Source organism: Kocuria sp. CPCC 205235 (assembly GCF_040980905.1).
In the GTDB taxonomy this organism is placed as follows: domain Bacteria; phylum Actinomycetota; class Actinomycetes; order Actinomycetales; family Micrococcaceae; genus Kocuria; species Kocuria carniphila.
Map to the genome: position 1 here is coordinate 1 of NZ_JAVKPR010000008.1, position 25439 is coordinate 25439.

The 25439-nt window shown below is 63.6% G+C and carries 25 protein-coding genes and 1 tRNA gene; 10 read left to right on the top strand and 16 right to left on the bottom strand.

Annotation, left to right across the window (positions count from 1 at the left end; all coding sequences use genetic code 11):
- Positions 1-87: 87 nt before the first annotated feature.
- The 3 genes from RF638_RS07375 to RF638_RS07385 are packed head-to-tail and all read right to left on the bottom strand — an operon-like array spanning position 88 to position 4135.
- Positions 88-1143, bottom strand: coding sequence for an LCP family protein (locus tag RF638_RS07375; RefSeq protein ID WP_368841688.1), 1056 nt, complete (start codon positions 1141-1143; stop codon positions 88-90).
- Positions 1144-1190: 47 nt separating this feature from the next.
- Positions 1191-2255: a biotin/lipoate A/B protein ligase family protein gene (locus RF638_RS07380; RefSeq protein ID WP_368841690.1), complete on the bottom strand. Its 1065-nt coding sequence runs from the start codon at positions 2253-2255 to the stop codon at positions 1191-1193.
- Positions 2252-4135 (bottom strand): cellulase family glycosylhydrolase, encoded by a 1884-nt coding sequence (locus RF638_RS07385; RefSeq protein ID WP_368841691.1) that lies wholly within the window; start codon positions 4133-4135, stop codon positions 2252-2254. The genes RF638_RS07380 and RF638_RS07385 overlap by 4 nt, the downstream gene beginning before the upstream one ends.
- 150 nt (positions 4136-4285) lie before the next feature.
- On the opposite strand from RF638_RS07385, the gene RF638_RS07390 reads away from it, so the two are divergent.
- The gene (locus tag RF638_RS07390; protein WP_016998141.1) at positions 4286-4546 is read left to right on the top strand and encodes a type B 50S ribosomal protein L31; all 261 of its coding nucleotides are present in this window, start codon (positions 4286-4288) and stop codon (positions 4544-4546) included.
- 242 nt (positions 4547-4788) lie between these two features.
- The gene (locus tag RF638_RS07395; RefSeq protein ID WP_368841692.1) at positions 4789-6738 is read left to right on the top strand and encodes a S8 family serine peptidase; all 1950 of its coding nucleotides are present in this window, start codon (positions 4789-4791) and stop codon (positions 6736-6738) included.
- 279 nt (positions 6739-7017) lie between these two features.
- Here RF638_RS07395 and RF638_RS07400 read toward each other — a convergent pair whose 3' ends face one another.
- From RF638_RS07400 to RF638_RS07435, 8 genes are all read right to left on the bottom strand, one after another.
- The gene (locus RF638_RS07400; protein WP_368841693.1) at positions 7018-8112 is read right to left on the bottom strand and encodes an alpha/beta fold hydrolase; all 1095 of its coding nucleotides are present in this window, start codon (positions 8110-8112) and stop codon (positions 7018-7020) included.
- Positions 8113-8177: 65 nt separating this feature from the next.
- Complete coding sequence (locus tag RF638_RS07405; protein WP_129699419.1) at positions 8178-8591, bottom strand: PIN domain-containing protein; 414 nt, start codon at positions 8589-8591, stop codon at positions 8178-8180.
- On the bottom strand, positions 8588-8812 hold the full coding sequence (locus RF638_RS07410) for a type II toxin-antitoxin system VapB family antitoxin (RefSeq protein ID WP_311198969.1): 225 nt from the start codon (positions 8810-8812) through the stop codon (positions 8588-8590). The genes RF638_RS07405 and RF638_RS07410 overlap by 4 nt, the downstream gene beginning before the upstream one ends.
- Before the next feature lie 76 nt (positions 8813-8888).
- Positions 8889-9713, bottom strand: a complete 825-nt coding sequence (locus RF638_RS07415; protein WP_129699420.1) for an RNA methyltransferase — start codon at positions 9711-9713, stop codon at positions 8889-8891.
- Between the two features lie 10 nt (positions 9714-9723).
- The gene (locus RF638_RS07420; protein ID WP_095798094.1) at positions 9724-10584 is read right to left on the bottom strand and encodes a sulfite exporter TauE/SafE family protein; all 861 of its coding nucleotides are present in this window, start codon (positions 10582-10584) and stop codon (positions 9724-9726) included.
- Positions 10585-10629: 45 nt separating this feature from the next.
- A complete protein-coding gene (locus RF638_RS07425) occupies positions 10630-11412 on the bottom strand; it encodes an ABC transporter ATP-binding protein (protein ID WP_129699421.1) in 783 nt (260 codons plus the stop codon).
- A gap of 68 nt (positions 11413-11480) precedes the next feature.
- Positions 11481-12410 (bottom strand): phosphoserine phosphatase SerB, encoded by a 930-nt coding sequence (serB, locus tag RF638_RS07430; protein ID WP_129699422.1) that lies wholly within the window; start codon positions 12408-12410, stop codon positions 11481-11483.
- A gap of 38 nt (positions 12411-12448) precedes the next feature.
- The gene (locus tag RF638_RS07435; protein WP_368841694.1) at positions 12449-14656 is read right to left on the bottom strand and encodes an MMPL family transporter; all 2208 of its coding nucleotides are present in this window, start codon (positions 14654-14656) and stop codon (positions 12449-12451) included.
- A gap of 274 nt (positions 14657-14930) precedes the next feature.
- Between RF638_RS07435 and RF638_RS07440 the strand changes: the two genes are divergently transcribed.
- Positions 14931-15440: a hypothetical protein gene (locus RF638_RS07440; RefSeq protein WP_095797893.1), complete on the top strand. Its 510-nt coding sequence runs from the start codon at positions 14931-14933 to the stop codon at positions 15438-15440.
- Positions 15441-15549: 109 nt separating this feature from the next.
- Here the strand turns inward: RF638_RS07440 and RF638_RS07445 are convergent, their stop codons facing one another.
- The 4 genes from RF638_RS07445 to RF638_RS07460 form a co-directional block, all read right to left on the bottom strand.
- Positions 15550-16557 (bottom strand): hypothetical protein, encoded by a 1008-nt coding sequence (locus tag RF638_RS07445; RefSeq protein ID WP_368841695.1) that lies wholly within the window; start codon positions 16555-16557, stop codon positions 15550-15552.
- Between the two features lie 256 nt (positions 16558-16813).
- Positions 16814-16899: transfer RNA gene (locus tag RF638_RS07450), tRNA-Leu, on the bottom strand.
- A 170-nt stretch (positions 16900-17069) separates the two neighbouring features.
- Positions 17070-17825 carry an SDR family oxidoreductase gene (locus tag RF638_RS07455; RefSeq protein ID WP_129699425.1) on the bottom strand — a complete coding sequence of 252 codons (756 nt, stop codon included), beginning with the start codon at positions 17823-17825 and terminating at the stop codon, positions 17070-17072.
- Positions 17826-17871: 46 nt separating this feature from the next.
- Positions 17872-18603, bottom strand: coding sequence for a beta-ketoacyl-ACP reductase (locus RF638_RS07460; protein ID WP_259915406.1), 732 nt, complete (start codon positions 18601-18603; stop codon positions 17872-17874).
- Positions 18604-18832: 229 nt separating this feature from the next.
- Between RF638_RS07460 and RF638_RS07465 the strand changes: the two genes are divergently transcribed.
- The 3 genes from RF638_RS07465 to RF638_RS07475 are packed head-to-tail and all read left to right on the top strand — an operon-like array spanning position 18833 to position 20563.
- The gene (locus tag RF638_RS07465) at positions 18833-19252 is read left to right on the top strand and encodes a DUF3099 domain-containing protein (protein ID WP_016998127.1); all 420 of its coding nucleotides are present in this window, start codon (positions 18833-18835) and stop codon (positions 19250-19252) included.
- Between the two features lie 55 nt (positions 19253-19307).
- The gene (locus RF638_RS07470; RefSeq protein WP_202976165.1) at positions 19308-19589 is read left to right on the top strand and encodes a hypothetical protein; all 282 of its coding nucleotides are present in this window, start codon (positions 19308-19310) and stop codon (positions 19587-19589) included.
- Entirely contained in the window at positions 19589-20563 is a 975-nt protein-coding gene (locus tag RF638_RS07475) for an SURF1 family protein (protein WP_259915404.1), read from the top strand. The genes RF638_RS07470 and RF638_RS07475 overlap by 1 nt, the downstream gene beginning before the upstream one ends.
- A 4-nt stretch (positions 20564-20567) precedes the next feature.
- Here RF638_RS07475 and RF638_RS07480 read toward each other — a convergent pair whose 3' ends face one another.
- Positions 20568-22166, bottom strand: coding sequence for an ABC-F family ATP-binding cassette domain-containing protein (locus RF638_RS07480; protein ID WP_129699428.1), 1599 nt, complete (start codon positions 22164-22166; stop codon positions 20568-20570).
- Between the two features lie 112 nt (positions 22167-22278).
- Here RF638_RS07480 and RF638_RS07485 point away from each other — a divergent pair, with 112 nt between their 5' ends.
- The 4 genes from RF638_RS07485 to RF638_RS07500 all read left to right on the top strand — a co-directional run bounded on the left by RF638_RS07485 (position 22279) and on the right by RF638_RS07500 (position 25439).
- The gene (locus RF638_RS07485; RefSeq protein WP_129699429.1) at positions 22279-22911 is read left to right on the top strand and encodes a biotin transporter BioY; all 633 of its coding nucleotides are present in this window, start codon (positions 22279-22281) and stop codon (positions 22909-22911) included.
- 3 nt (positions 22912-22914) lie between these two features.
- Positions 22915-23688: an energy-coupling factor ABC transporter ATP-binding protein gene (locus RF638_RS07490; protein ID WP_129699430.1), complete on the top strand. Its 774-nt coding sequence runs from the start codon at positions 22915-22917 to the stop codon at positions 23686-23688.
- A gap of 8 nt (positions 23689-23696) precedes the next feature.
- Positions 23697-24305, top strand: a complete 609-nt coding sequence (locus RF638_RS07495; protein WP_368841696.1) for an energy-coupling factor transporter transmembrane protein EcfT — start codon at positions 23697-23699, stop codon at positions 24303-24305.
- A 204-nt stretch (positions 24306-24509) separates the two neighbouring features.
- Positions 24510-25439, top strand: a complete 930-nt coding sequence (locus tag RF638_RS07500) for a neutral zinc metallopeptidase (protein WP_315279193.1) — start codon at positions 24510-24512, stop codon at positions 25437-25439.

Here is a 25439-nt window from a genome sequence, read left to right on the forward strand (position 1 = left end):
CATGCCGGGGCCGGCTGGTTACCTACGCCTTCATCCTCCCGGACACCGGCGTCATGAAAAAGGTAACGGGGGGTCGGGACGTGGAGGTTATTGATCTCCTGCGGGCAGGTTGGACACGTACTCACCCAGGGTGCCTTCGGAGATGGCGACACCGATCTCCTGCATGGCCTGGGTATCGGCAACCACGATCGACTGGCCGTCAGCCGAGCTCCCGGTGCCCTGGGTGGGCACCGTGAACATGTGGATGTCGCTATTACTCAGCCCCACCAGCTTAGGGGCCTGACGGATGATCCAGTTAGCTGTTAACCCATCGCTCACGGTCAGATAGGGGGAAATCTGCTTGACCACTTCATTGATCTTGACCGGATTGGTCAGGGTCTCGGAGCTGACCAACTTGTTGATCATGGCCTGCAGGTAGGCGCGCTGGTTGCGCACGCGCTGGTAATCGCCGTCCTGGAAGGCATAGCGCTCGCGAACGAACGCCAGTGCGGTCTCGCCGTCCATTTCCTGCGGTCCCTGCTGGAAGGTCTGACCCTGGTCGTTCGTGAAGCCCACGGGCACGTTGACCGTCACCCCACCCAGGGCATCGGTGAGGCCTTCGAAGCCGGCAAAGTCCACCTGAGCGACCTCGTCAATGCGAGTGCCAAAGTGTTCTTCGACCGTCTGCACCATGAGCGGCATACCACCGTGGTCCAGTGCGGCGTTGATCTTGGCCTCGCCCACACCGGGGATGTCCACCCAGGTGTCACGCATGATGGACATGATGTACATTTCGCCACCGTCATCGGGGATGTGCAGCAGCATGATGGAGTCCGCGCGAGAACCGGTGACGGTGGGGTCCTCACCCTCCGGGCGCTTGTCCGAGCCCAGGAGCATGACCGTGGTGCCGGCGTCCTGCGCGGAGTCCTTCTCGGGACGATCCGATTCGGCGGGGAATGCGGACTCAATGGGGCTGGAGCCGCGGTCGAAGTTGCGGCCCAGGTTCCACACGAACAAACCCGCCACGACAGCGACCGTCAGAACCAGTGCCAGGAACACGAGAAGAACATTGCGGCCCGTGTGTTTCTTGCGTGGCCGGCGCTCTTCTTCTTCGTAGTCGAAGTCATTCAGGGACATGTAGGCGCTCCGAGGTGTGGGGGTCATTCGGTTGTGCTGCTCCGCCCCGATCAGGGCGGTTACTTTCGCACATCTTACGGTACGCGGTTGATCCACTCCGGCGTAGCGAATTTGGTGCGCACCAGTTCGCGTGCTGTTGCCAGTTCGTCGGCGGTAATTTCACCGGCCGCCGCGTCATAGCGTTCGGTGAATGATGTGCTGAGGGTGGCAATCACGTCCGAGCGGCTCATGCCGGTTTGTCGGCGCAGCGGGTCCACGCGTTTCTTGGCCGAGCGGTTGCCTTTGTCGGAGAGCTTCTCTTTGCCGATCCGCAAAACATCAGTCATTTTGTCCGCATCGATGTCGTAACTCATGGTCACGTGGTGGACCATGCCGCCGTTGGAGAACCGTTTCTGCGCGGCGCCCCCGATCTTGCCGTGCTGGGTGGCAATGTCATTGAGGGGCACGTAATGCGCGTCGAGACCCATGGACTGGAAGGACTGCATGATCCACGCGTCCAGGAACGGGTAGGAATCGGCGAAACTCAATCCGTCCACCAGCGACTGCGGAACGTACAGCGAGTACGTGATGCAGTTACCGGCCTCCATGAACATGGCGCCGCCGCCGGATACGCGGCGCACCACCTCGATCCCGTGGCGCTCTGCGCCTTCCGGGTCCACCTCGTTGCGCACCGATTGGAACGAACCGATCACCACGGCGGGGTCCTCCCAGTCCCACAGTCGCAGGGTGGGGTTGCGCCGACCGGCGCCCACCTCGCGAGCGAGCACCTCATCCAGGGCAAGGTTCTCGAGCGTGGGCCGCACCTGCGGGGCAATCACCTCCCATGTGTGATCGCCCCAGCCGGTGGCCTTGGCCAGCGCGCGCCGCACCGCGATCGCGACCGCGCGGGCGTCGAAACCGAACAGCACGGCGTCGGCGGGAAGGGCCGTCTCAATGGCCGCAACCATCTCATCCGGGGCGGCAGATTCGGCCAGCCCGTTCAACGCGGCGTTGATGTCATCGAGTGCCTCATCCGGCTCCAGGAAGAAGTCGCCGTTGATCGAGACGTTCGCCAGGTGACCGTCAACAACCGATAGGTCGGCGACCACCAATTTGCCGCCCATCACCTTGTATTCGCCGTGTCTGCGGGTGCTGGTCATTGGCTCTCCTTGGGGCTCCGGGACGGCTGCGTCTTCTTCAGGGTAAGCACAGTGGTGGACCCGGCCGGTAATGCCACGTCGACAGTTTTGCTGCCGGCCTTGACCCCACCCACGCGCGGTCGCTCCCCCACGGGCGTGATCGGCAGGCCGTAGCCATCCACGCTGGCGGCGTTACTGGGCGCCGGTTTCAGGGCCCGTTCTACGCTCAGGGCCACGTCCGGATCGGCCGGGTAGTCGGGCGCCGACGACGCCGCTGCGCCACTTGCGCTCGGACCTCCCGTTGCACTTGAGCTGGGGTTGGGGCTGTTGCTTGCGTTCGAGTGGTCCTCGAAGAGGCCCGCCACCGGATACTTGGAGGTCCACGAGGGGCCTCGCAGCTGCGACTGTGTTGCGTAGTCCACCGCGAACGGAAGATTGACGGTCGTAGTGCGGTCCTTGCCGCTGGCCGGGTTGCGGTAGTCGGTAAGCACCACGGACACGGTGTCGTTACCGTGTTCCACGGCGAAGCTCGTGAGGTTGTCCGTGGAGGTCGACGTCTCCACCATATTGCCCTGCGGGATGCTCGCGATCAGCGCCAGGGCCAGACCATTGGCGCGCACGGAGAACGCCTCCCCCGGGTTGGCCAGGGTGCCGTTCGAACACAACACGGACATGGGTGCGCCGCCTTCGCAGGAGGCCAGTGATGAGTGGGCGGCCACGCGTTCGACCCCGTGTTCCTGGACGCGCATGGAGTATTCCGCCTGGTGCACGGCGGCCACGAGAGTTTCGGTGATCTCATTGGAACCCGAACACGCCGAGAGTGAGGTCTCGGTGATCCACAGCGGCATGGTGTGGTCAGCTGCGTCCTCGGCGGCTTGACCCACGAGCCGGTCGATGTTGTCCCGGGTGGCGGGGTCCACGGCGTTCGCCACGGTGGGTTCCTGATGTTCCCACTGGCTGCCACATTCGGAGAGCGGGTACTGATGCACGGCCATGGCCATGGGATCCGTACCGGGAGCATCCGCGGCGGCATTCCACCAGTCGGCCGAGTAGGCACCGGGTGCCACGATGCGCAGGTTCGGCACCCGTTCGTGGATGGCCTTGGCGTACGCGGTCAATTGTTTGGCGTACGTCTCCTGATCCCAGTCCTCGCTCTTAATGGTGAGGTCGTTGGTCTTGCCCTGATAGAAACCGTTGGGCTCGTTACCCACCATGATGCCCACCAGACGATCCCCAAAGGCTTCCTTCGCGTGACGCGCCAACTCCCCCGCACGATCGGGGTGGTAACGAGCCAGGTTGGCGCTGATGATCACCGAGGAGTTGGTGCGTTGGGCGAGCTTAGCCACGCGTTTCAGGTCCTCGGGAGTGACCTTGGTGATCTCCTCCCCCTCATTGAGGGGCCAGTCCTTGGGGATGGGCTCGTCCGAGGCCGTGAAGAAGAACCGGCGGTCCGTGGAATTTCCACCGAAGCGCAGCGTCGGTTCGTGCAGCGAATCCAGAACGGTGACCAGGTCCGCGTTATCCCGGTTCATGCGCGGGTCCGCCAGATCCGTGGATTCCAACGACAGCCCGACCGAACCGTGCCGGTAGTCCTCCCCCGGTTCACCTCCCCGCAGCGTGACCGTGGCCTCCGATCCGTCCGCACTCGCCGAACTGCCCGGATAGGTGTCCGGCAGATTTCTCGCTTGGGCAACCTTCGCGGGATCCACCGAGTGCAGCGGGGCATTACGTTCGACGCCCGCGATCAGTCCCGTGGGTTCGGGTTCCGGGGTCGGTGCCGGTTCGGACTGGTCCGAACAGGCCGTGAGCAACAGGAGCGCGGTGCCCAGGAAGGCGACCGAGCGGCGTCGTCGACTAGAAGGAAACACGGAGGCGGGGGCAAGTTCGGGGGCGGCAACCACGCGTCCATCCTAGCCATGGGAAGTCGACCCGGCGCGGACCCCGGGTGTACACTGGTCGATTGGTGCTTTGCGCGTTCGCGCCCAAAAACACCGACTATCCGAGCAACGCCGTGCCTGGCAAAATCCAGGCACCTACAGAAGGTTGACACCATGAAGGCTGAAATTCACCCGGATTACCACCCGGTGCTGTTCCGTGACCTCGCTTCCGGCAAGGTCATCCTGACTCGTTCCACCGCCACCTCCTCCAAGACGGAGACCTGGGAAGACGGCAACGAGTACCCCATCATCGAGGTTGAAATCTCCTCCGAGTCCCACCCGTTCTACACGGGTAAGCAGCGCATCATGGACTCCGCTGGTCGCGTGGAGCGCTTCAACCAGCGTTTCAAGAACTTCGGCAAGTCCTCCAGCTAATTCTGGAACTGCCAACAACGCCCGGTTCGGATCATTCCGAACCGGGCGTTGTGCTGTCCGGGGCGGGTTCCGGAGTTTTTTCGCAGGTCATAGCCATATTGCGTCAATAACCCCACTTACCACTCATACCTGGGTAATATGCAAAAGGCTCCTTATGAGGGGCCTATCCCCTCCACTACCCGGGCACGTCAATCACCGAGTTCCCCCGCTCGAGCCCGGGCGCCCGAAAGGTCCCCCGCCCTATGACGGTACGTTCTTCGCGCTTACGCAAGGCCGTTCTCCCCCTAGCAGTCACCGCGGTTCTAGCGCTCTCTGCCCAGCCCGCACTCGCAGCCCCCACCGATGGCCCGGATTCACCGGCCACCACCTCCGCCGCCGAGCCACCCAAGGAAACCGATCGCGTGATCGTGAAGTTCCGCGAGCCGGCCGCTGACAAGACCACCAAGGACGAAGTGGTCGAAACTGCCGCCGATGAGGCCCTCTCCTCCGAACCCGGCGCCACCCCCGAGGTCACCGAGCACGTCAAGAAGACCGTGGCCGATGCTGACGTGGTCCGACTGGATCGCGAACTCGACGAAGCCGAACAAACCAAGGTCGTCAACGAGCTCCGTGCCGATCCCGCCGTGGAATACGCCGAGCCGGACCGCCTCGCTGCCGCCAGCTGGATGCCCAACGACCCGTACTTCCGGCCCGTTCAGTGGGCCAATACCAAGACTCGGGGAATCGATTTCCCCGGCGCGTGGGATCTGGCCCGCGGTAACGGTCAGACGATCGGTATCCTGGATACCGGCATCACTTCGCACCCGGATCTCAACCCCAAGGTGGTCGCGGGACGTGATTTCATCACGCCCACCAATCTCTCCGTGGACGGTAACGGCCGCGACGCCAACCCCCGTGACGAGGGCGACTGGTCCCCCGCCGGTCACTGCGGCACGGGCAGCCCCGCCCGCAACTCGTCCTGGCACGGGTCCCACGTGGCCGGCCTGGCCGCCGCGGCGACCAACAACGGAACCGGCATTGCCGGCGCAGCCCCCGGCGCCAAGATCCAGCCCGTCCGCGTGCTGGGCAAGTGCACCTTCGGTTGGGTTTCGGACATCGCCGACGCCGTGTCCTGGGCTTCCGGAGCGAGCGTGGCCGGTCAGCCCCGCAACCCCAACCCCTCCACCGTGATCAACATGTCCCTCAACTACCCGGGACAGTGCGGTAACACCCTGCAGGCCGCGATCAACACGGCCGTGGGCCGCAACGTTCCCGTGGTGGTGGCCGCGGGTAACAGCGGCGTGAACGCTGCGGGCACCGCTCCGGCGAACTGCGGCAACACCATCGTGGTGGGTGCGGCGGGCCCCAATGGCGTGCCGGCTTCCTACTCGAACATTGGTGCCGTGGTGGACGTTCTGGCTCCCGGTGGAACGTGGAGCGATCCGATGTTGTCCACGGTGAACAGCGGTGCTCGCACCCCCGCTGGTGGCACGTACAACAACCAGTATGGCACCTCGATGGCCGCACCATTGGTGGCAGGCACCGTGGCGCTCATGAAGCAGGCCAACCCCGGATTGACCCCGGCGCGCATCGAGCAGGTGCTCAAGTCCACCTCCACTGGTCGGCTCGGGTCGCTGCAGATCAACCCCGCTGCAGCGGTTCGCTCCGTGGCACTGACCGGCCAAGTGGCCACCAACTACACCGCTAGCGGTGCAATTGGCTCCAAGTGGCGCGCCACCGGCGGTGCCGCCAAGTGGGGTAACCCAGTGACTCGGGAAGGTGCCGCTGCCAACGGTGGCCGCTACCAGGAGTTCGTGAAGTCCGGTCGCAAGACCACCATTTACTGGCACTCCCGCACCGGTGCACGCATCGTGGAGAACCCCACCGCGATCGGCCGCGCGTTCCTGGCTCACGGCCGTGAACGCGGCTATGGGTTCCCCTCCACTGATGAGCGCCGCGCAACCGGCGGCGCCTACCAGGTGTTCGTAAATGGGCCGAAGATCAACAAGGTGCTCTGGACGTCACGCACCGGCGCCCACGCCGTGCAGGAGAACGGGGGCATCGGCCGGGCCTGGATGCGCGCCGGCTACGAACGCGGCTGGGGCTGGCCCACCTCCGGCGAGTACCGCTCCGGCAACGAAGTACGCCAGCACTACTCCAACGGCGTCACCGCCCACTGGACCTCCGCCCGCGGGGTGTGGATCACGCGGTAACGCATCATTTGGTCCGATCGCCGCTGTTGTGGCGGAGTAATCACCACCCACGACACAGGGGCCGTTCCCATGAGGGAGCGGCCCCTGTGTCGTGTTTAGACGACATCTCGGGCTGAGGTTCGCAACGGTGCAAATTTCGGGTTGGGGTTCGTAGAATTCGGGCTGGTTTCGCTGCGAACCTCTGCCAGGAATGTCGGGGAGCCTCTAGAACTACGAAACTCTGCCACGGATGTCACTGTGTGCGCGTGAAAAGTACCTTCCGCGGGCACGGCTGTCCGTCTACCGAGGCCGGTTCGTCCTCAGCTCATGCATGAGGTCCACGAACAACTGCGGATCTGCGTCGTGGAACCCGTGACCGGTGTCAACGCGCTCCAGGCGGGAGTTCGGCAGAGCTGCGCAGACCCGAGCGGCGTCATCGTCCGTCATGGCTCCCTCGAGGATCCCTTCCCCGGAAATGTTCCAGTTCGCGTGAATGAGGATCGAAGGTGCATGAATTGCTTCGAGCGTTTTCTGCTGGTCGAAGTCGGCCTGCCATTCGAAGGTGTAGAAAGCGTCCGCGAATCGCGGGTCGAACTCGTGCATGTACCGGACGGACTTGTTGAGCGAGGGTGGAAGGAACCAGAAGTTCAACGGCCGGTTCGGATGTTTCCGGCGGTAGTTCCGCGCGAACTTCACCACATTGTCCTTCCCACGGCCGAAGTAGTGGATCCAAGCGTTGTGCTCGATGTACCAACTCACGAAATCCCCTTCGGCATCATGTGCGAGGAACTCGTGGGCCGGACGAGCGAGGTCCACGAAGTTGAACTGCTGGGGCATGCGGTTCGCGTCGGTGGAGAAGAAAGGCGGATCCTCGAACAAGACCGCCGACACCCGTTCCGGAGCGTCCGCAGCAACCCACGCAGCTATCAGCCCGCCGGATGAGTGTCCGGAGAGAATTGCGGGTTCGTCGATGACCTCGGCCATGAATGCTACGACATCCGCCCCGATCGCGTGGATGTCGTAACGCCCGGGCGTACGATCGGAAGATCCGTGACCGACCACATTTATCGCGTAGACATGGAAGTCCCGTGCAAGTTTGGGCAGCACTGGAGAGTAGCTTTCCCACGCGCTGCTCTGTGCGTGAATGAGCAGAACCGCAGGTCCGTTCCGAGGTCCCTCCGCGTAATTGATGACCGTGCCACTCGGTAGCGAGTGAGTCTGTTCGGTGAACCCCGCAGCCGTCACCGCTTGGCGATCACGTTTCGCGAAGGTGATGTTGTTCCACGCGTAGAGACCGAGCGCGGTGCCGGCGATTCCGGCTACCGAGGTGAGTGTCGCCCCAGCGATCTTCAAGGCGGGCCGCAAAGTGCAGGGACGTACATTGGCGGAAGTCATGAACCCTGTGTAGCACGAACCCTAATCCGCGGCTCCAGAGATTCAGGCTTAAACCTTCCGCGGTACTAGAACGATGGCGCAACGTACTCGTGGTGGAGATCGCTGACCTTGGCGATGTGGTCGAAATCCTGGTCCGCCGCGAGTACGGTCGCGCTGTTTAATATCGCGTACCCCGCGATCAGGATGTCGAGGGACCCCGCGATACGTACGAGCCCCGAGTTCCAGAGAGCGTTTTGGATATCCAGGACGAGCGACTCATCGGGAGCATGTTCGAGCGGAAACCCTAAGGAAATCTGCTGTCGATAAAGCGTGTATTGTTCCGGCGATCGAGCACTGTGGCAAAACTCCAGAACCTGGGGCGCGCATGTCACGAAGAGATCCGACGGCGTCTGTTCAATATGGCGGAGTCGAGCCGTGATTCGCTGATCACCGGACGCCAATCTCGCCCATACCGAATTATCAACCAGGTAATCGGTCACGAGCTGGGCAGTTCTGAGCCCGGCGCCTCGTCGGTGGGAGCGCCAAGCCCGGACTCAAGGTCCGTCAACTCGGCAATTCCATCAATCATCGCTCCCTTTTGTTTGGAAGCGATCAGCCTGCGGAGAGCCAGATCGAGAACGGCGCGGTTAGAACGCTCACCGGTGAGAGTTCGAGCTCTTTCAATGAGCCCAGGGTCAAGGTCAACACTCGTCATTGCCATGGTGCACCCCTTCTTTTATATGAACCATTATATGCTCAGGAGGTATCAGTTGTAGATGGCAGGACGGAGCGGCTTGTTACCGTGGCCGGGTCTCCCAGAACGCCACAGCGCTGGCTGCCGCGACGTTGAGGGAGTCCACTCCGTGGCTCATGGGGATGATCACGTGGCGGTCGGCGTGGTACAGGGTGGCTTCACCGAGCCCCTGGCCCTCGGTGCCGAGAATCAGCGCGAGCTTCTCGGGTCGCTCCGCTGCCAGTTCGTCCACGGTTACGGCATCCTCCGACAGCGCCAGAGCCGCCGTCAGGAACCCTGCGTCCTTCACGGCCTGCAGGTCTGAGGTCCAGTGTTCGAGTCGCAGCCACGGAACCTGGAACACGGTGCCCATCGACACCCGAACGGCCCGGCGATACAAAGGGTCGGCGCAGCGTGGGGTGACCAGAACGGCGTCGACGTCCAAAGCCGCAGCGGAACGGAAGATCGCGCCCACGTTGGTGTGGTCCACGATGTCTTCCAGGATCGCCACGCGGCGGGCGGAGGCCAGCACGTCGGTCAAGGAAAGCGGCGCCGGGCGGTGCATGGCCGCGATGGCCCCGCGGTGCAAGTGGAAGCCGGTGATGTGCTCGAGCACCTCGTCCGAACCGACGAACACGGGAACGTCGTAGGCGTCCAAGATGTCGCGCATGTCATCGAGCCACTTCTCGGCCATGAAGAACGAGCGGGGCTGGTGGCCGGCGTCGAGCGCGCGGCGTAGCACCTTGGAGGATTCGGCGAGATAGAGCCCGCGTTCGGGTTCGATCTTTCGGCGCAGGGCCACGTCCGTGAGGCTCGTGTAGTCGGCTACGCGCGGATCTTTGGGGTCCGTCAGGCGGACGATGCGGTCTTCGTAAGATGAATACGTCACGACTGATCTCCTAGAACAGCTGGGAGACCATGTTGATGAGCGCCACGACGCCCAGGATCACGATCACCGTGCGCAGGACGATGGGCGACATCCGCTTGCCGATCTTGGCCCCCAGCCACGAGCCGAGCGTTGAGCTCAGCGCGATGAACAGCACGACCCACCAATTGATGCGATCGAACGCCAGGAAGATGTAGGACAGCGCCGCCACGATGTTCACCGCTGCCACCAGCACGTTCTTCACCGCGTTGGCCGCTTGCATGGACGCCAGCAGGAACACGCCCAGGATGCCCATGAGCAGCACGCCCTGCGCCGCCACGAAGTACCCGCCGTAGATACCGGCGAAGAACACCAAAATGTACAGCGGGAGCGGCTGCTTGGAACGATCCGGGTCAACTTCCCCACCCGAGGTTTCCATGTCCGTGTCGGCGGTTGCCGCGGCCTCTTGCTGGGCCTTACGACGCCGCACCATGGCTTGCAGGCGCGGCTGGAAGATCACGAACAGCAGCGCCACCACAATGAGGATGGGCGCGGCCACACCGAAGACTTCCTCCGGAAGGGTCAGCAGCAACGCGGCACCGATCACGCCGCCCAAAAGGGAGCACGGAATCAGCTTCTTGAGGGTGTGCTTCACTCCCCCGAGTTCACTGCGGTAGCTCCACGCCCCGGTCAGGTTGCCGGCGATCAGGCCCATTGCGTTGGACATGGAGGCCGTCACAGGAGGCACACCCATGGTCACCAGCACTGGGAAGGTCACCAGGGTGCCGGATCCCACGATCGTGTTGATCAGACCGGCCCAGACACCGGCCACCAGGATCAGGGCGACCTGCCACCACTCGAACGGAATGGTTCCGGATTCGCCGAACAGCTGCATGGGGGCAGCCGCGGACAAGGGAAGGTTCAACAACGTGAGTCTCGATTACCGGGCGAACGCGGCGTAACGGTTGCCGACCTTCACGAGCTTCAGCGGAAGGTTGAACGTCTCGGAGAGGTTCTTCTGGGTCATGACCTGACCGACCGGACCGGCCGCCACGATCTTGCCCTCGCGCAACAGCATGGCGTGGGTGAAGGCGTCCGGGACCTCTTCGAGGTGGTGGGTGACCATCACGATGGCCGGCGAGGACGGATCCTTCGCGAGCTCGTCCAGGCGTGCGACCAGCTTCTCGCGGCCGCCCACGTCCAGACCGGCGGCCGGCTCATCGAGGAGCAACAGTTCGGGGTCGGTCATGAGCGCGCGGGCGATCAACACTCGCTTGCGCTCACCTTCGGAGAGCGTGCCGAAGCGCCGCTCGGCGAGCTCGGCGAGCCCCCAGCTCTCGAGCAGCTCGACGGCGCGGGCGTCGTCGAACTCGTCGTACTCTTCGCGCCAGCGACCCGTGACGCCATAGGCGGCGGTCACGATCACGTTGCGGACGGTCTCCGCGTTCGGGATCTGAGTGGCCAGAGTCGCGGAGCTGACGCCGATGCGCGGGCGCAGTTCGAACACGTCCACCGCGCCCAGGATCTCTTCAAGAATGTCGACCATGCCGGTCGTGGGGTGCAGCCGCGCAGCAGCGATCGACAGCAACGTGGATTTGCCGGCTCCGTTGGGGCCGAGAATGACCCAACGCTCCCCGTCCTGGACGGTCCAGTCCACCGAATCCAACAGGGTTTTCTCGCCACGGACGACACTGACGTCCACCAATTCCAGCACAGCACTCATGCTCGCAACTCTAACGTGAGCGGGCGGTCACCGGCATGCGGGCACACCGTGGAGACGGGCACTTGCGGTCACAGATCCACGAAGAAGCGCAGGGCATCCAGATTGGGGATGCTCAGCTGCGTATCGGCGACGTCGCGCAGGGCCGGTTTCGCACGATAAGCCACCGACAGTCCCGCGGCGCGACACATGTCGATATCATTGGCGCCGTCGCCGACCGCAATGACATCTTCCGGGGCGACCTCGAGTTCCTCTGCCCACTGGCTCAGCAGACGAGCCTTGGCTTCGCGGTCGACGACGCCGCCGGTCACGCGACCGGTCAGCTTACCGTCCTCGATGTCCAGGGTATTGGCCGCGGCTCGCGTCAGGTCCAATTTCTCGGCGAGGGGGTCCAGGATCTGGTTGAACCCACCGGATACCGCAGCCACCGCGTGGCCGGAGCCGAGCAGGGTCTTGACCAGGACCGTGGCACCGGGAGACAACCGCACGGACGACGAAACCTCATCGATAACCGATGCCGGCAGACCCTTGAGAACGGCCACACGCTCACGCAGTGACTGCTCGAAGTCGATCTCACCGCGCATCGCACGCTCGGTAACCGCTGCAACCTCAGACTCGAGACCCACGTGCGCGGCCAGCATCTCAATGACTTCCTGGCGGATCAGCGTGGAATCCACGTCCGTGACCAGTAGCTTGCGGCGCGAGTTGTCGAACCAGCGCGCATCGATCACGTTGAGATCCACACCGGGCAGCAGCTGTTCCCGCCGGTTTGGTTGAAGCGCATTACGCAGGTGGTCGACGGATGGAGCGACGGCATGGACGGTAAGGGCGTTGTAACCTTCCACGTCCGTGGCTTGACCATCCGAGGCCGACTCTGTGACTCGCACCCAGTTGTGCGACTCGACGTCTCCACCGGAGCGCTCGATCAGATCCAACACGGATTCGGTGGCCCCCTCCTCGGGAGACACGGCAAACGCAACGACAGCGAGCTTCTGGGGCATGAGGTGCAGTCTAGTCATCGTGGCGGACGGGCATAAAATTACCCGACCGTAGAAGTTTCGACTTTACGGTGCTTACCGGGCGAGCCTGCACCGGACGGCCACCAAGACTTGGGACCGATGTCCAAGGCCAGAGCGGGCACCAGCAGCGAACGCACGATCACGGTGTCCATCAGAACGCCGATGGCCACAATGATGGCCAATTGCACCAGGAACAGAATGGGGAGCACGGCCAGCGCGGCGAACGTTGCCGCGAGCACCACGCCCGCGGCCGTGATCACGCCGCCGGTCGTCACCAGGCCCACCAGCACGCCCTTGCGGTGACCGATCTGCACCACTTCTTCGCGGACTCGACTCATCAAGAAGATGTTGTAGTCGATGCCCAGTGCCACCAGGAACACGAAGCTGAACAGCGGCACCGTGGGGTCAGCCTGGTTGATGTCGAACAGCTCGAACACGGCCCAGGCGACACCCAATGCGGACAGGAACGACAGCACGGTGGTGGCCACCAACAGGACGGGCATCAAGATGCTGCGCAACAACACGATCAGGATCAGCAGGATCACTACCAGGATGATGGGGATGATCAGGGCCCGGTCGCGTTCGGCTGCGGAAATAGTGTCCAGCTGGACGGCAGTGGTGCCACCGACCAAGACGTTCGGATCGACCTCGGCCAACTCGCCGCGCAGACGCTCGACGGCGCCCTGGGCCTCGGCGGAGTCGGTGTTGTAGGTCAGTGTGGCCTGGATGAGCACCTGGCCGTTGTCCTCGGTGGGTTCAGCGTCGGCCAGCGGACCGGCCTGCGGGGCGGGGAACGGAATGGTCCCGCTCGGTGAGTCCTTGGCGTTGAAGGCGACCGAAGCGACGTCGTCGTCAGCGTCGAGCTTCTCCGCGACCGCCTCGCCGTGCTCCTCTGAGGCGAGCACGTACGTGGGGTCACCGGCGCCGCCCGGGAAGTGGCGATCGATGATGGCCAGGCCGTCGCGGGCCTCGGACTCGCCCAGGACGAATTCGGATTCGGGTACGCCACCGGCGTCCAGCTGGGACGCGCCGACCGCGGCAATGCCCAGACCGACCGCACACACGATCCAGACGGTGCGGGACTTGCGGTCCACCAGGCGTGCGACGGCGGGCCACAGGCCCTTCTTGTGCTCGAGGTCGTCGGCCTGCTCGTGGGCCTCGGGGACGGTCTCCACCTTGGGAATGCGCGGCCACATGGCCACGCGGCCGAAGATCGCCAGCAGGGCCGGCAGCAGGGTCAGGCCGGCGAGGATGGCGAAGACGACGCCGATTGCGGTCACCGGGCCGAGCGCGCGGTTGGATTCAAGTGCCGACAGCAGGAGGCACAACAGGCCGGCGATCACGGTGGTACCGGAAGCCATGACCGCGGGGAACGTGCCCTTCCAGGCGACGCGTGTGGCATGCCAACGGGATTCGGTCTGGTGCAGAGCTTCGCGGAACCGTGCGGTGTACAGCAGGCCGTAGTCGGTGGCCGCGCCGATCACGATGATGGAGAGGATGCCCTGCGTCTGGCCGCTCAGGGTGATGAATTCTTCCTTGGCCAGCCAGTACACGGTGAGGATCGCACCGCACAACGCGGCCATGGAGGTGATCAGGACGAGGAACGGAAGGATCGGTGAGCGGTACACCAGAACCAGGATCACCAGCACCGCGACCAGGGCGACGATCAGAAGCAGACCGTCGATGCCGGCGAACGCGCCGCTGAGGTCCGCCACCAAGCCGGCGGGGCCCGTGACGGCAATGTTGAGGCCGTCTTCGCTGTCAGTGCCGAGCTCGGAACGGATTTCTTCCACCACGGTGGCCGTGTCCGATTCCGCGTCCACCAGGGCAATGATTTCTACGGCTTGGCCGTCCTCCGACGGGATGGGAGGCGAAACCTGGGTGACCTGCTCAATGTCGGTCAATCCCTGGGTCGTTTCCCCCAGATCCCGAATCTGGGCCCGGGAAATCTCGTCCTCTGATTCCGCCACGATGATGGCGGGGATGCCCTCGGAGTCACTGAAATCCCCAATGCGGTCCTGGACCTCGGTGGCCTGTGCGTCCACCGGCAGGAAGTCCGCCTGGGAGTTGGTGACCACGTCCGAGATCTTGCCGAAAGTGGGTCCACCCACACCCATGACACCCAGCCACGCCAGGACCAACACGATGGGAATGACCCATCGAACGGCACCGGGCTTTGAACCGCTGCGTTTCTTGGCGTGTGAGGACCGGGTATCAGTGGAGGGCATTATTCACCTGTCATCTGATGCCACGGGGCACCCCAGCTCAGGGGAGATCGGGCGCCCGGCGCCGTGAACGTACGCGCCACGTATGCGGCGTCCGCCTTGCAGTCTAATTGCTCACCAGGCTGATCACCCGTGTTGCACAGCCGAAATCAACCTTTCGGTTGATCGGTTCAGCCGAGCTTGTATGTGTACCCGACGGGTCTAGCTGCTCGAGGGCGTGGACAGGGATACGAACCGCTCGTTACTGTTCGATCATCACGAGCAAAGGTGGGTCTTGATGAGGGACGGTACCAAGCCGAACCGCGAACCGGTCTGGCGCTGGATACTGATCTTCGGGACCTACTTTTTCGTCTCGGTTTTCCTGGATGACTGGATCGCCGACCAGTTCAAAGCATCCATGCAGGCTCTCGTGGCAATCGGTGGATACTGGTTGTCCAACCTGGCTGTGGGGCTGCTGACCGGCACGGCCTGCTACGTCATCTACTCGGTCCACAGCCGGAAACTCGCTGATCAGTTGGTGAACGGGGATCCTGAGCCTCTGCCGGACCATCTCGATTATGTGACCCAGGCTCAGCCCGGTCTCTGGTTCAGCTGGTTCACCGGCCTGCTCTTCTGGGCGGTCGGGCTGGTCATGTTGTTCCACTGGTACCCGGCGGCGTGGATCTTCGCGCCGATCGTCGGGACCACGATCATCGCCTCGGGGCTGAAAAGCATGAACAACGCCCGCATGATGGACGCTCAGCGGGGAGAGAACCCCGGCAGCGCTAAGGGCCTGCCGGGTTCCTAATCAAAGTCCCGCCGTAATTGGCCCCTCCCTATTAGAGAGCGGACCGGATGTCGCAGAACCGCCGTTGGCGGATTCCGCCTGTCTGCTCCTTCAGTGGGACCAGTCGAATTCAATCCTGGTTCTCCTCGCGCTCGGCCATTTTCCGGCGCGTATATTCGCGACGGGTGTAGGTGGCTTCGCGGATGTCGCTTTCTTTGTCGAAATTGGACCCCATGGCTCCGCCCATCATGCCCAGTGCGGAGGCGAGCCAGGCTATATCCAGATAGTCCAAGAGGTTCACCGGGTGGCCGATGTCGCCTGCCAAGTACTCCGCATTGACCACTGCCAAGGTCACGGCAAACAGGATGGCCCACAAAACCAGGTACATGGAGGCAACGCCGATTCCCACGGTGAGGACTGTTGCCGCGTTGTCCAAGCCGCTGCGTATTCGGCCACCCGCCGACTCTGAAGAGACCCATAGCCCGTTGTGAACGATGAGCCAGGTGGCGAAGGCGGCCACCACGAACACGCTGATCGCTGCCATTCGAGGGGTGGAGAGCGCATCCGACATGTTCCAGATGGACGCGTAGAAAATGCCGAAGCCACCGGTGGCCACGGCGGTCGCGACCGAACTGGACAGGGCCGGCAGCAATCGCATGGGCCGATTACTTCGAACCATGCCCGCCAGAAGACGAGGACGGCTGAAAGCGCCTCGGAGGATGATTTCGTAGTTCTCCTCATCCCCTTCTCGCTGAACCTTCTGCCAGTTCCGACGGCTGAATCCGCGGGGATAGCCCGTGGTGTATTTGCCCGGCGACTCCTCCGCCATGGCAATGACCAGTTCAGTGAGCACCCTGCGCGCCCTGGATTTCACGTGCACCGCTCCCAGGGCAGGGAGGGAAAGCAACGTGGCATTGCCGGTGACATCGACCTCACACACTAGTGAGTTGTTGTCCAAGGAACGCGGAAGGTCGGTCAGATAGACCATGTAGTCCCAACCGTGGGCATCTCTGAGACCTGGCGCCCGATCGAGCAAGTGGATTTCGTTCTGCTCGGTCAACGGCAGGGTATCCCGGCTGACTTCCACCGACCACTCAACGGAATCCGCCTGCGTCAGCTGGTTCAGATCCCGATTCACCAGTGAGACAACTGACCGAGCAACTGCTTCAGGGAGGCCTGGGTCGGCCATGAGACCAACCGTCAATGTTTTCTGAGGCACTCGTTAAGTATGGGACACGCAGAAGCGTGAGGGCGACCACCGCAAGTCAAAGGACGCTGAGATGCTCAGCGACCTGGCTATTCAGACTCGGCTGTAACTTAATACGCGGGACACCGGCGCTCCCAGAGCAAGAAAAATCCCCGTTCGACCCAGTCGAACGGGGATTTTCATCCTGTGCGCGAGGGGGGACTTGAACCCCCACCCTCTAATACGAGGACTAGCACCTCAAGCTAGCGCGTCTGCCTATTCCGCCACCCGCGCAGGTGTCACGACTACGAATTGAGGACTCGGGAGACCTCACGTGGCCGTTGGCAACGAGAAGTAACTTACCACAGATGAGAGCCAGACTCGAAAACACACGAGGACCCCGGAAAGCAGTGTGCCGCCTGCCCGTTTTCACGGACAGGCGGCACTGCTGCAGCGCAGGTAATTTACTTGCCGGCTTGGGCCAGGAAGTCCTCGGCGCCACCCACGAGTTCCACGTGGCCGGTCTCGACGTCTGCAGAGACCATCTTGGCGATCTCCTGAGCAAACTCGTTGACCGAGTAGAGCTTGCCGGCGGATTCACGGCGCTCCTCGAGCGCACCCGGGCGGGCACGGTTGAGCAGCGTGGCGGTCACGGTGCCTTCGATCATGTCCGCGGAGACGACCACGAAGCTCACACCCTGCTCGGCCATTTCGGGCACTCGAGCGGTCAGTGTGTCCTCGCCGGCGCGCTTGGACTTGGCCACGGCCTCGTACTCGGGCATGGTTTCCACGTCGTTGATGAAGTGCGCCTGGTGGCTGGTCACGAACACCACGCGGCCGCCCTCGGGCAGAACTTTGAGTCCCTCGGTCAGGGCATCGTTTTGAGCGTCCCGGTTCAGGCGCAGCGCGTAATCCTCGCCCATGTCGGATTCCATGCCGCCGGAGGCGTTGAGGATCAGGATGTCCACGCCGCCGAACTCGTCCACACCGGCCTGCAACAGGCCACGCAGCGACTCCACATCGGTCATATCGGCCTGGACCGCAATGGCTTTGCCGCCGGCCTCGGTGATTTCCTTGACCACCTTGTTGGCGCGGGGGGCCTTCTGGCGATAGTTGACGACGACGTTCGCGCCCTCCCCTGCCAGAATCTTGGCGGTGTCTGCGCCCACCCCTCGCGAGGAACCCGTAATAACTACGGTTTTGCCTGCCACTGAGCTCATGCGGTTCTCCTTTGTCACGCTGCGCTGTTGAAGACTGTCTTGGGAGTCAGTGTCCCATGACCAAGCCGCCGTCCACAGGGATGACAGCGCCGGAAATGTAGGCGGCGTCGTCGGAGGCAATCCAACGAACGGCCTTGGCGATCTCCTCGGGCTTACCGAAGCGGCTGGCCGGGATCATGGACAGATACTCGGCCTTGACCTCATCACTCAGGGCGTCGGTCATGGCGGTGTCGATGTAACCGGGGGCCACCACGTTGGCGGTCACCCCGCGGGCACCGAGCTCACGAGTGATGGCGCGAGCCATGCCCACCATTCCGGCCTTGGAGGATGCGTAGTTGACCTGGCCCGGCGCACCGGTGAAACCGACCACGGAAGAGATCAGGACAATGCGGCCCTTCTTCAGGCGCATGAAGCCCTTGGTGGCGCGCTGCACCACGCGGAACGCGCCGGTGAGGTTCGTGTCGATGACATCCTGGAAGTCTGCTTCCTTCATGCGCAGCAGCAGTGTGTCCTTGGTGACACCTGCATTGGCCACCAGCACCTCCACGGGGCCGTACTTCTCTTCGATCTGCTTGAACGCGATGTCCACCGAGGCGGAATCGGTGACGTCCGCTTGGACGGTGAAAGCGCCGTCGGGCCCATCATCGCCGGAACGGGAGGTGACCACCACGTTGTCGCCTGCGGCCACGAACGCTTCGGCAATGGCGCGGCCGATGCCGCGGTTGCCTCCCGTGACCAGTACGGTGCGGGCGCCTTCGGTGTTGGGCTGATCAGCCATGGTGAACCTTTCATCGACAGGACGGCGCGGCAGAGGCAACGCCGGGTAACAATCTAGTAACGAACTGACAAGCCATCCTAGCCGGACACCGACAGAACTGGACGTCGTCACTTGGGGAGTTAGCCCAACGGTGAGACAATTAACGGAAGCGCCCAGCGCGCTCCCCGGAACCCGTGGCACCATGTTGCGTCTGGGATTTCCGGCCACTGACTTCCAAGGATCTGTTCACATGTCACGCACGCACACGCATACGCGAGACACCACCGGAGTTCACTCGATTACTTCGGCGGCGGGCCCCCACACGCAGGACATGTCCCACCGCATGAAGGTGTATGCCCTGCAACAGGGTTTGCGCATCGTGTGCATTATTGGCGTGGTGGTGATCGACATCCTGTGGGTGCGCATCCTGCTGTGCATCGGTGCGGCTGTGCTCCCTTGGATCGCCGTGATGATGGCCAACCGCGGTGCAGACCGGTCCGAACGCACCAGCACGTATTACCGCCCGCCCCAGCGCACCGAACTACCGACCACCGCCGAGACCCAGGCGAAGCCCGAGAACCCGGAGACCGTGGTGGTGGACGGCGAATACCGCACCCATGAACCGCCCAAGGCCATCACGTATAAACGAATGGGCACATCACGCAATTAAGCCCCGGCCACCGTCCGAGCACCGAACGTCAGTCACACCAAGGAGTAATGGCACCGTGGAATTTGATCTGCTGGGTTCCCTGAGTCCCAACGGGGGCTCCCCGAAACCGGCCAAGGACTCCACGGAACATCCCGAAGTTCCCCAGTGCTCCCGCCGCGGCTGTGGCCGCGACGCCCAATGGCAACTGCTCTGGAACAACCCCAAGGTGCACACGCCCGACCGCCGTAAAGTGTGGCTCGCATGCGATGACCACCGCGAATACCTGAGCGATTTCCTGACCCAGCGTGATTTCCTCAAGGCCACCGAGCCGTTCAAAGCCTCGGAGGACCAGGTCTGATGCGCAAGTACTCGTTCCTCTTCTCCGGCACCTGGATCGGCTGGTTCCTCATGTGCGTGGTCGCCGCCATCGTGTGCGCGTTCCTCGCTCAGTGGCAGATGTCCCGCAACGATTACTTGGTCGTGGAAAACGACAAGATCGAAAACAACTACGACGCTCCCGCACTCAGCCCCGCCGAGGGCCTACCCCTGTTCGAGGACTATGACGAGAGCCAGACCTGGCAGCCGGTGACCTTGGAAGGGCAATATCTGCCTCAGGACACCACGCTCGTCCGCAACCGCCCGCAGGACGGTCGCGTGGGGTACGAAGTGCTCGTTCCCTTCCGCGCCGATGACGGCCGAACGGTGGTCATCAACCGCGGTTGGGTGCCCACCGGCGACGGCGCCAACGGCATGCCGGGTGTGATCCCCCAGCCTCCTTCAGGTGACGTGACGGCCACGGTCCGCTTGCGTCCGGGTGAAGTGTCCGTGGACCGCGGTGCACCGGAAGGCCAAATCGCGTCCATCGACCTTGGACTGCTCGAGGAGCAACTGGATTACCCGATAGCCACGGGCGGTTACGGACTGCTGGCCTCGGAAGACCCGCCCGCCGCTGAACGACCGGCGGCCCCGGCCAAGCCCGAAATCAATTACGGCCCGCACCTTTCCTACTCTCTGCAGTGGTATGCGTTCGCGTTCCTGGTGTTCGTGGCCTTCGGTTACGCAGCCCGGCAGCACGTGCGCAACGAGGAATGGGACCGCGCCTACTCGGCCGAGGTCCAACGCAAGCTGGCGCAGTACTACGACGCCGAGGGCAACTACACCGGCGACGTGGACGAGGAACTGATCATCCGCGAGCTTCAGATGGCCGACGACATGCCCGCCCACCTCAAGTCTCTGTACCGGCCCAAGAAGAACCGCCGAACCAACGCCGTGACCAACGAAGACGAAGAGGACGCCCTGTTGGACGCTCTCGAGTCCCAGCGACGGAGCTGACGGCCTAGGCCAGCGAGATCAGATCCTGGTACTCCTGGCTCCACAAGTCCTCGATGCCGTCCGGCAGCATGACCACGCGCTCGGGCTCAAGTGCTTCCACCGCGCCCTCATCGTGGGACACCAGAACCACGGCGCCCTCGTAGTTGTGCAGCGCGTTGAGGATCTCCCGGCGCGAGGCCGGGTCCAGGTTGTTAGTGGGCTCATCGAGCAGCAGCACATTCGCCGACGACGCCACCAACGTTGCCAGCGCCAATCGCGTCTTCTCGCCACCGGAGAGCACGCCGGCGGGCTTATCGACGTCGTCGCCCTGGAACAAGAACGAACCGAGGATGGTGCGCACCTGGGTGTCATGGAGTTCCGGTGCGGCGGTCTTCATGTTTTCCAGCACGGTGCGGCTGGTGTCCAGGGTGTCGTGCTCCTGCGCGAAGTAACCCAGCTTGAGCCCGTGTCCGGCGATCACCTTACCGGTGTCCGGTTCGGCCTGGCCGGCGAGCATGCGCAACAGCGTGGTCTTACCGGCACCGTTGAGGCCGAGCACCACCACGCGGGAACCGCGGTCGATGGCCAGATCCACGTCCGTGAAGATCTCCAGCGAGCCGTAGGACTTGGACAGTCCCTCCGCGGTGAGCGGGGTCTTGCCACAGTCGGCGGGCTTAGGGAAGCGGATCGCGGCGACCTTGTCCTGCTGGCGCTCGCCTTCGAGTCCGGCCATCAAGCGTTCGGCGCGGCGGATCATTTGCTGGGCGGCCACAGCCTTGGTGGCCTTGGCGCGCATCTTATTGGCCTGGTCCATGAGGACACCGGCCTTCTTCTCCGCATTCTGGCGCTCGCGTTTGCGGCGGGCCTCGTCCTGTTCGCGCTGCTGGAGGTAGTTCTTCCACGACATGTTGTACACGTCGATCACGCAGCGGTTCGCGTCCAGGTACAGCACCTTGTTGACCACCATGTTCATGAGCTCAACATCGTGGGAGATCATGAGCACGCCGCCCTGGTAGTTCTTCAGGAACTCGCGCAGCCACACGATGGAGTCGTGGTCCAAGTGGTTGGTGGGCTCGTCCAGGAGCATGATGTCCGCGTCCGAGAACAGGATACGGGCCAGCTCCACACGACGGCGCTGACCACCGGAGAGCGTGTGCAACGGTTGCTCGAGCACGCGCCCGGGCAGATTCAGGTTGCTCGTGATGGTGGCTGCCTCGGACTCAGCGGCGTAACCGCCACCGGCGAGGAACTCGGTCTCGATGCGATCGTAACGTCGCATGGCTTTGGACCGCACGGCGTCGTCCTCGGAAGCCATGTCCTGCTCGGCCTGACGCAACTTGGCCGTGACCCCGGCCAGGTCGCGGGCGGAGAGGATGCGGTCGCGAGCGAGCTGGTTCATATCGTCGACCTTGGGGTCCTGTGGCAGGTAGCCGATGGTGCCCGTACTCGTCACGTCCCCGGCGGCCGGTAATGCCTGACCCGCGAGGACCTTGGTCATGGTGGTTTTGCCTGCTCCGTTGCGGCCCACCAGGCCGACCTTGTCCCCGCGATCCACCCGGAAATTGACTTCGTCCATGAGCAGGCGAGCTCCGGCGCGCAGTTCGAGGTTTGTAACGGTGATCAAGAGGGAGAGGCCTTTCCAAAGACATGAGGGGGCAAACGAGATGCCCCGAACCTGCGGGGCACCGACCCAGTCTAGCCGCGGTAGCCCGCTGGCTGAACTAGACTCCGTGAACATGAGCGAAACCACAGGTTCCCCCCGGAAAATCAACTCCTTCGACCTAGCCAATATCGCGGTTTTCGCCGCGCTGACCAGTGTTCTGGCGTTGGCCCCGGCCATCCCCGTGGGCGTGCTCGGGGTGCCCATCACCCTCCAGACCCTCGCCGTATTCCTGACCGGCATGATCCTGGGTGGCTGGCGCGCGTTCCTGGCCATCGCCCTATACGTGGTGGTTGGTCTGCTGGGCGTGCCGATCTTCGCGGGTTTCGTGGGCGGCCCGGGCGTGCTGGCCGGTCCCTCGGTCGGTTATCTGCTCTCGTTCCCGTTGGCCGCCGCCCTGGTCGGCTTCTTGGCGCACCGTTCCGTTCGTGAGGAACGCGTACGACGCCGCTCCGGCTCCACCTCCGCCACGCCCGACAAGCGCCGCGGGCTGGGTATCAAACTGTTCCTGGCCGGTGTGGCCGGACTGATCCTGTCCCACGTGCTGGGTGTCATCGGCATGATGCTGGTGGGTGGCCTGAGTTTGAACGCCGCGGTGATCGCTGACTTGGCGTTCATTCCCGGTGATCTGATTAAAGCTGCCGCCGCCGCGCTGATTGCCGTGGCCGTGCATCGTGCCTTCCCGCGCATGGCCGGGGCCGTTCTCTAATACATGACTCGCAAGTCAGGATCGTCTCGCTACGACCCCCTGGTGCCCGAAGCATCCCCGGGGTCGTTCTACTGCGCCAACGTGACCCTCACCGTGGACTCCCCCACGGGACCGTTCACTGTGCTCGACCGTGTCAGTTGTGAGTTCAGGGAACCGCGCACCGCGGTGATCGGTCTCAACGGCTCCGGTAAATCCACCCTGCTGCGGCTGTTCAACGCACTGGTGGTGCCGCAATCCGGGGTGGTTCGGGTCAACAGCATCGACCCTGTGGCATTCCCCCGGGAGGCGCGTGCGGCGGTGGGTTTTGTGTTCACGGATCCGGCGTCACAGATCCTCATGCCCACTCCCATCGAGGACATTGAGCTGTCGTTGCGCCGCCACGTGCCCGATCGCCAGGAACGGACCGAGAGGGCTCGCGAGTGGTTGGTCCGGATGGGGCTGGAGCACCGTGCTCACCACAGTGTGTTTGATCTCTCCGGCGGTGAGCGGCAGCTCGTCGCGCTCTCAGCGGTGCTGGCCGCCGAACCCCAAGTGTTGATCCTGGATGAACCCACCACACTGCTGGACCTGCGGAATCAGCTCAAACTCATCGATCTGCTCGACAACCTGGGGCAACAGCAGCTGATCAGCACCCATGACCTGGATCTGGCCTCAACTGCACAACACGTAGCCGTGGTGCACGAGAGCCGGATCATTGCTCAGGGGCCGCCGGCCGAGATGATTCCCCAGTACAAGAACTGGTGCGCCAACGGCTTCGCGGATTGGCAATCTTTATGAGACGAAAGGTGCGTCGCGACGACCTCCTGGGAACCTACGTCCCCGGGCGCTCCCTGTTGCATCGCTGCCCCCTGGCCCTGAAGGCCGTGCTGATCCTGGGGCTGTGTATCACGGTGATGCTGATCCGTGACTGGCAGTTCTCGCTCGCGGTTTTGGCGCTCACCGGGCTTGCGTCCGTGGTGAGCGGGCTGGGACTGCACCGCTGGGCGGCGTCGTTGCGTCCGCTGCTGTTCCTGGTGATTCTGCTGGGCGGTTACCACCTGATTTTCAACGGGCCGGCTCGGGCGGCGTCCATCGTGCTGTCCTTACTCGCGGTCGTCAGTCTCTCGCGATTACTCATCAGCACCACGCCGCTCCCCCGACTCATCGACGGCCTGGTGTGGGTGTGCACGCCGCTCTCCTGGTTCGCGGTCAACACCGAGCGCATCGGCCTGGCGGTCTCGCTCATGATCCGCTCGGTCCCCTGGCTGTTCGGTTGCCTGGGCGAACTGCGCGACGCCGCCACCGCCCGCACCATCCGCGCCAACCCCGTCCGCCTGGTCACCCCCGCAACCATTGCGACCGTGAACTACGCGCAACAGACCGGTGAGGCGCTCGCGGCCCGCGGCTTGGATTAACCCGCGGCGGGCACCGCGCACCATTTCATCCGGTGCTCTGACAAATGTTGAGCCCATTTTTGTCAGAACACCGGACCACATGGTTCTAGACGCGGGTGGTCGCCGCGTTGTCTCGCTCGTGCTCGGAACCGTGACCGGGCGGCGTCGTAAATTTCTGACGCGCGACACGACCGGAAACGCACGGGTGCGACTTATGCTTCCCTCATGAGTTTCAATGACAACTCGCGACTGGATACGTCGCAGGTAGGGTCCGGCGGCGGACGCGGTGGCCGTGGCGTGGCGGTCGGTGGTGGCCTGGGCGGCATCATCCTGCTGGTCGTGGCGGGTTTGCTGTTCGGCCAGGACGGCATCGACATGGTGACCGGTGGTGGCCAGCAGCAACAGCAGCAGGGCTCGATCACCAGCGTGGAGGAACAGGACCGCGAGCTGGCCGAACGTTGCCAGACCGGAGCCGATGCCGATCGTTACGACGACTGCCGTCAGATCGCCACCGTCAACTCCCTCAATGAATTCTGGGGTGCCTACTATCCCGAGGCCACCGGCGAACGGTACCAGCGCCCCGGTGTGATGCTCTACGAAGGTGTGGAACAATCCGGTTGCGGCCAGGCATCGGCTGCGGTGGGCCCGTTCTACTGCCCGGCCGACACGTCCGTGTACCTGGACGTCGGCTTCTTCGACCAGATGCGCGAGAGCTTCGGTGCGAGTGCCAATGCCCTGGCGCAGGAGTACGTGATGGCGCACGAGGTCGGCCACCACATCCAGAACCTGCAGGGCAACTTGGGTATTGCCCAACAGGACCCGCAGGGTGCCGACTCCGGTGCCGTGCGGGTGGAGCTGCAGGCCGACTGCTATGCCGGCATGTGGGCCCACCACGCGTCCCAGCCCGGCGGCAGCGTAAGCCTGGAACCGATCACCAAGGAACAGCTGGCCGACGCGCTCAACGCTGCAGAGGTCATCGGCGACGACCGGATCCAGGAAACCACCCAGGGCCGGGCCAACCCCGAGTCCTTCACCCACGGCTCCTCGGCGCAGCGACAGGCTTGGTTCCTGACCGGCTACCAAACCGGTGACATCAAGCAGTGCGATACCTTCCGCGCGCGCAACCTGGATCGCCCGGCGGGGATGCAAAGCTAG

Coding starts and splice junctions, on each gene's coding strand:
- RF638_RS07420 (WP_095798094.1), bottom strand. CDS start 10,584: ATGCAGCTGTTCGGCGAATCCGGAACCATTCCGTTCGAGTGGTGGCAG.
- RF638_RS07485 (WP_129699429.1), top strand. CDS start 22,279: ATGAGCGAAACCACAGGTTCCCCCCGGAAAATCAACTCCTTCGACCTA.
- RF638_RS07375 (WP_368841688.1), bottom strand. CDS start 1,143: ATGACCCCCACACCTCGGAGCGCCTACATGTCCCTGAATGACTTCGAC.
- RF638_RS07455 (WP_129699425.1), bottom strand. CDS start 17,825: ATGAGCTCAGTGGCAGGCAAAACCGTAGTTATTACGGGTTCCTCGCGA.
- RF638_RS07440 (WP_095797893.1), top strand. CDS start 14,931: ATGAGGGACGGTACCAAGCCGAACCGCGAACCGGTCTGGCGCTGGATA.
- RF638_RS07435 (WP_368841694.1), bottom strand. CDS start 14,656: ATGCCCTCCACTGATACCCGGTCCTCACACGCCAAGAAACGCAGCGGT.
- RF638_RS07500 (WP_315279193.1), top strand. CDS start 24,510: ATGAGTTTCAATGACAACTCGCGACTGGATACGTCGCAGGTAGGGTCC.
- RF638_RS07460 (WP_259915406.1), bottom strand. CDS start 18,603: ATGGCTGATCAGCCCAACACCGAAGGCGCCCGCACCGTACTGGTCACG.
- serB (WP_129699422.1), bottom strand. CDS start 12,410: ATGCCCCAGAAGCTCGCTGTCGTTGCGTTTGCCGTGTCTCCCGAGGAG.
- RF638_RS07380 (WP_368841690.1), bottom strand. CDS start 2,255: ATGACCAGCACCCGCAGACACGGCGAATACAAGGTGATGGGCGGCAAA.
- RF638_RS07410 (WP_311198969.1), bottom strand. CDS start 8,812: ATGGCAATGACGAGTGTTGACCTTGACCCTGGGCTCATTGAAAGAGCT.
- RF638_RS07425 (WP_129699421.1), bottom strand. CDS start 11,412: ATGAGTGCTGTGCTGGAATTGGTGGACGTCAGTGTCGTCCGTGGCGAG.
- RF638_RS07395 (WP_368841692.1), top strand. CDS start 4,789: ATGACGGTACGTTCTTCGCGCTTACGCAAGGCCGTTCTCCCCCTAGCA.
- RF638_RS07475 (WP_259915404.1), top strand. CDS start 19,589: ATGCGCAAGTACTCGTTCCTCTTCTCCGGCACCTGGATCGGCTGGTTC.
- RF638_RS07400 (WP_368841693.1), bottom strand. CDS start 8,112: ATGACTTCCGCCAATGTACGTCCCTGCACTTTGCGGCCCGCCTTGAAG.
- RF638_RS07465 (WP_016998127.1), top strand. CDS start 18,833: ATGTCACGCACGCACACGCATACGCGAGACACCACCGGAGTTCACTCG.
- RF638_RS07390 (WP_016998141.1), top strand. CDS start 4,286: ATGAAGGCTGAAATTCACCCGGATTACCACCCGGTGCTGTTCCGTGAC.
- RF638_RS07490 (WP_129699430.1), top strand. CDS start 22,915: ATGACTCGCAAGTCAGGATCGTCTCGCTACGACCCCCTGGTGCCCGAA.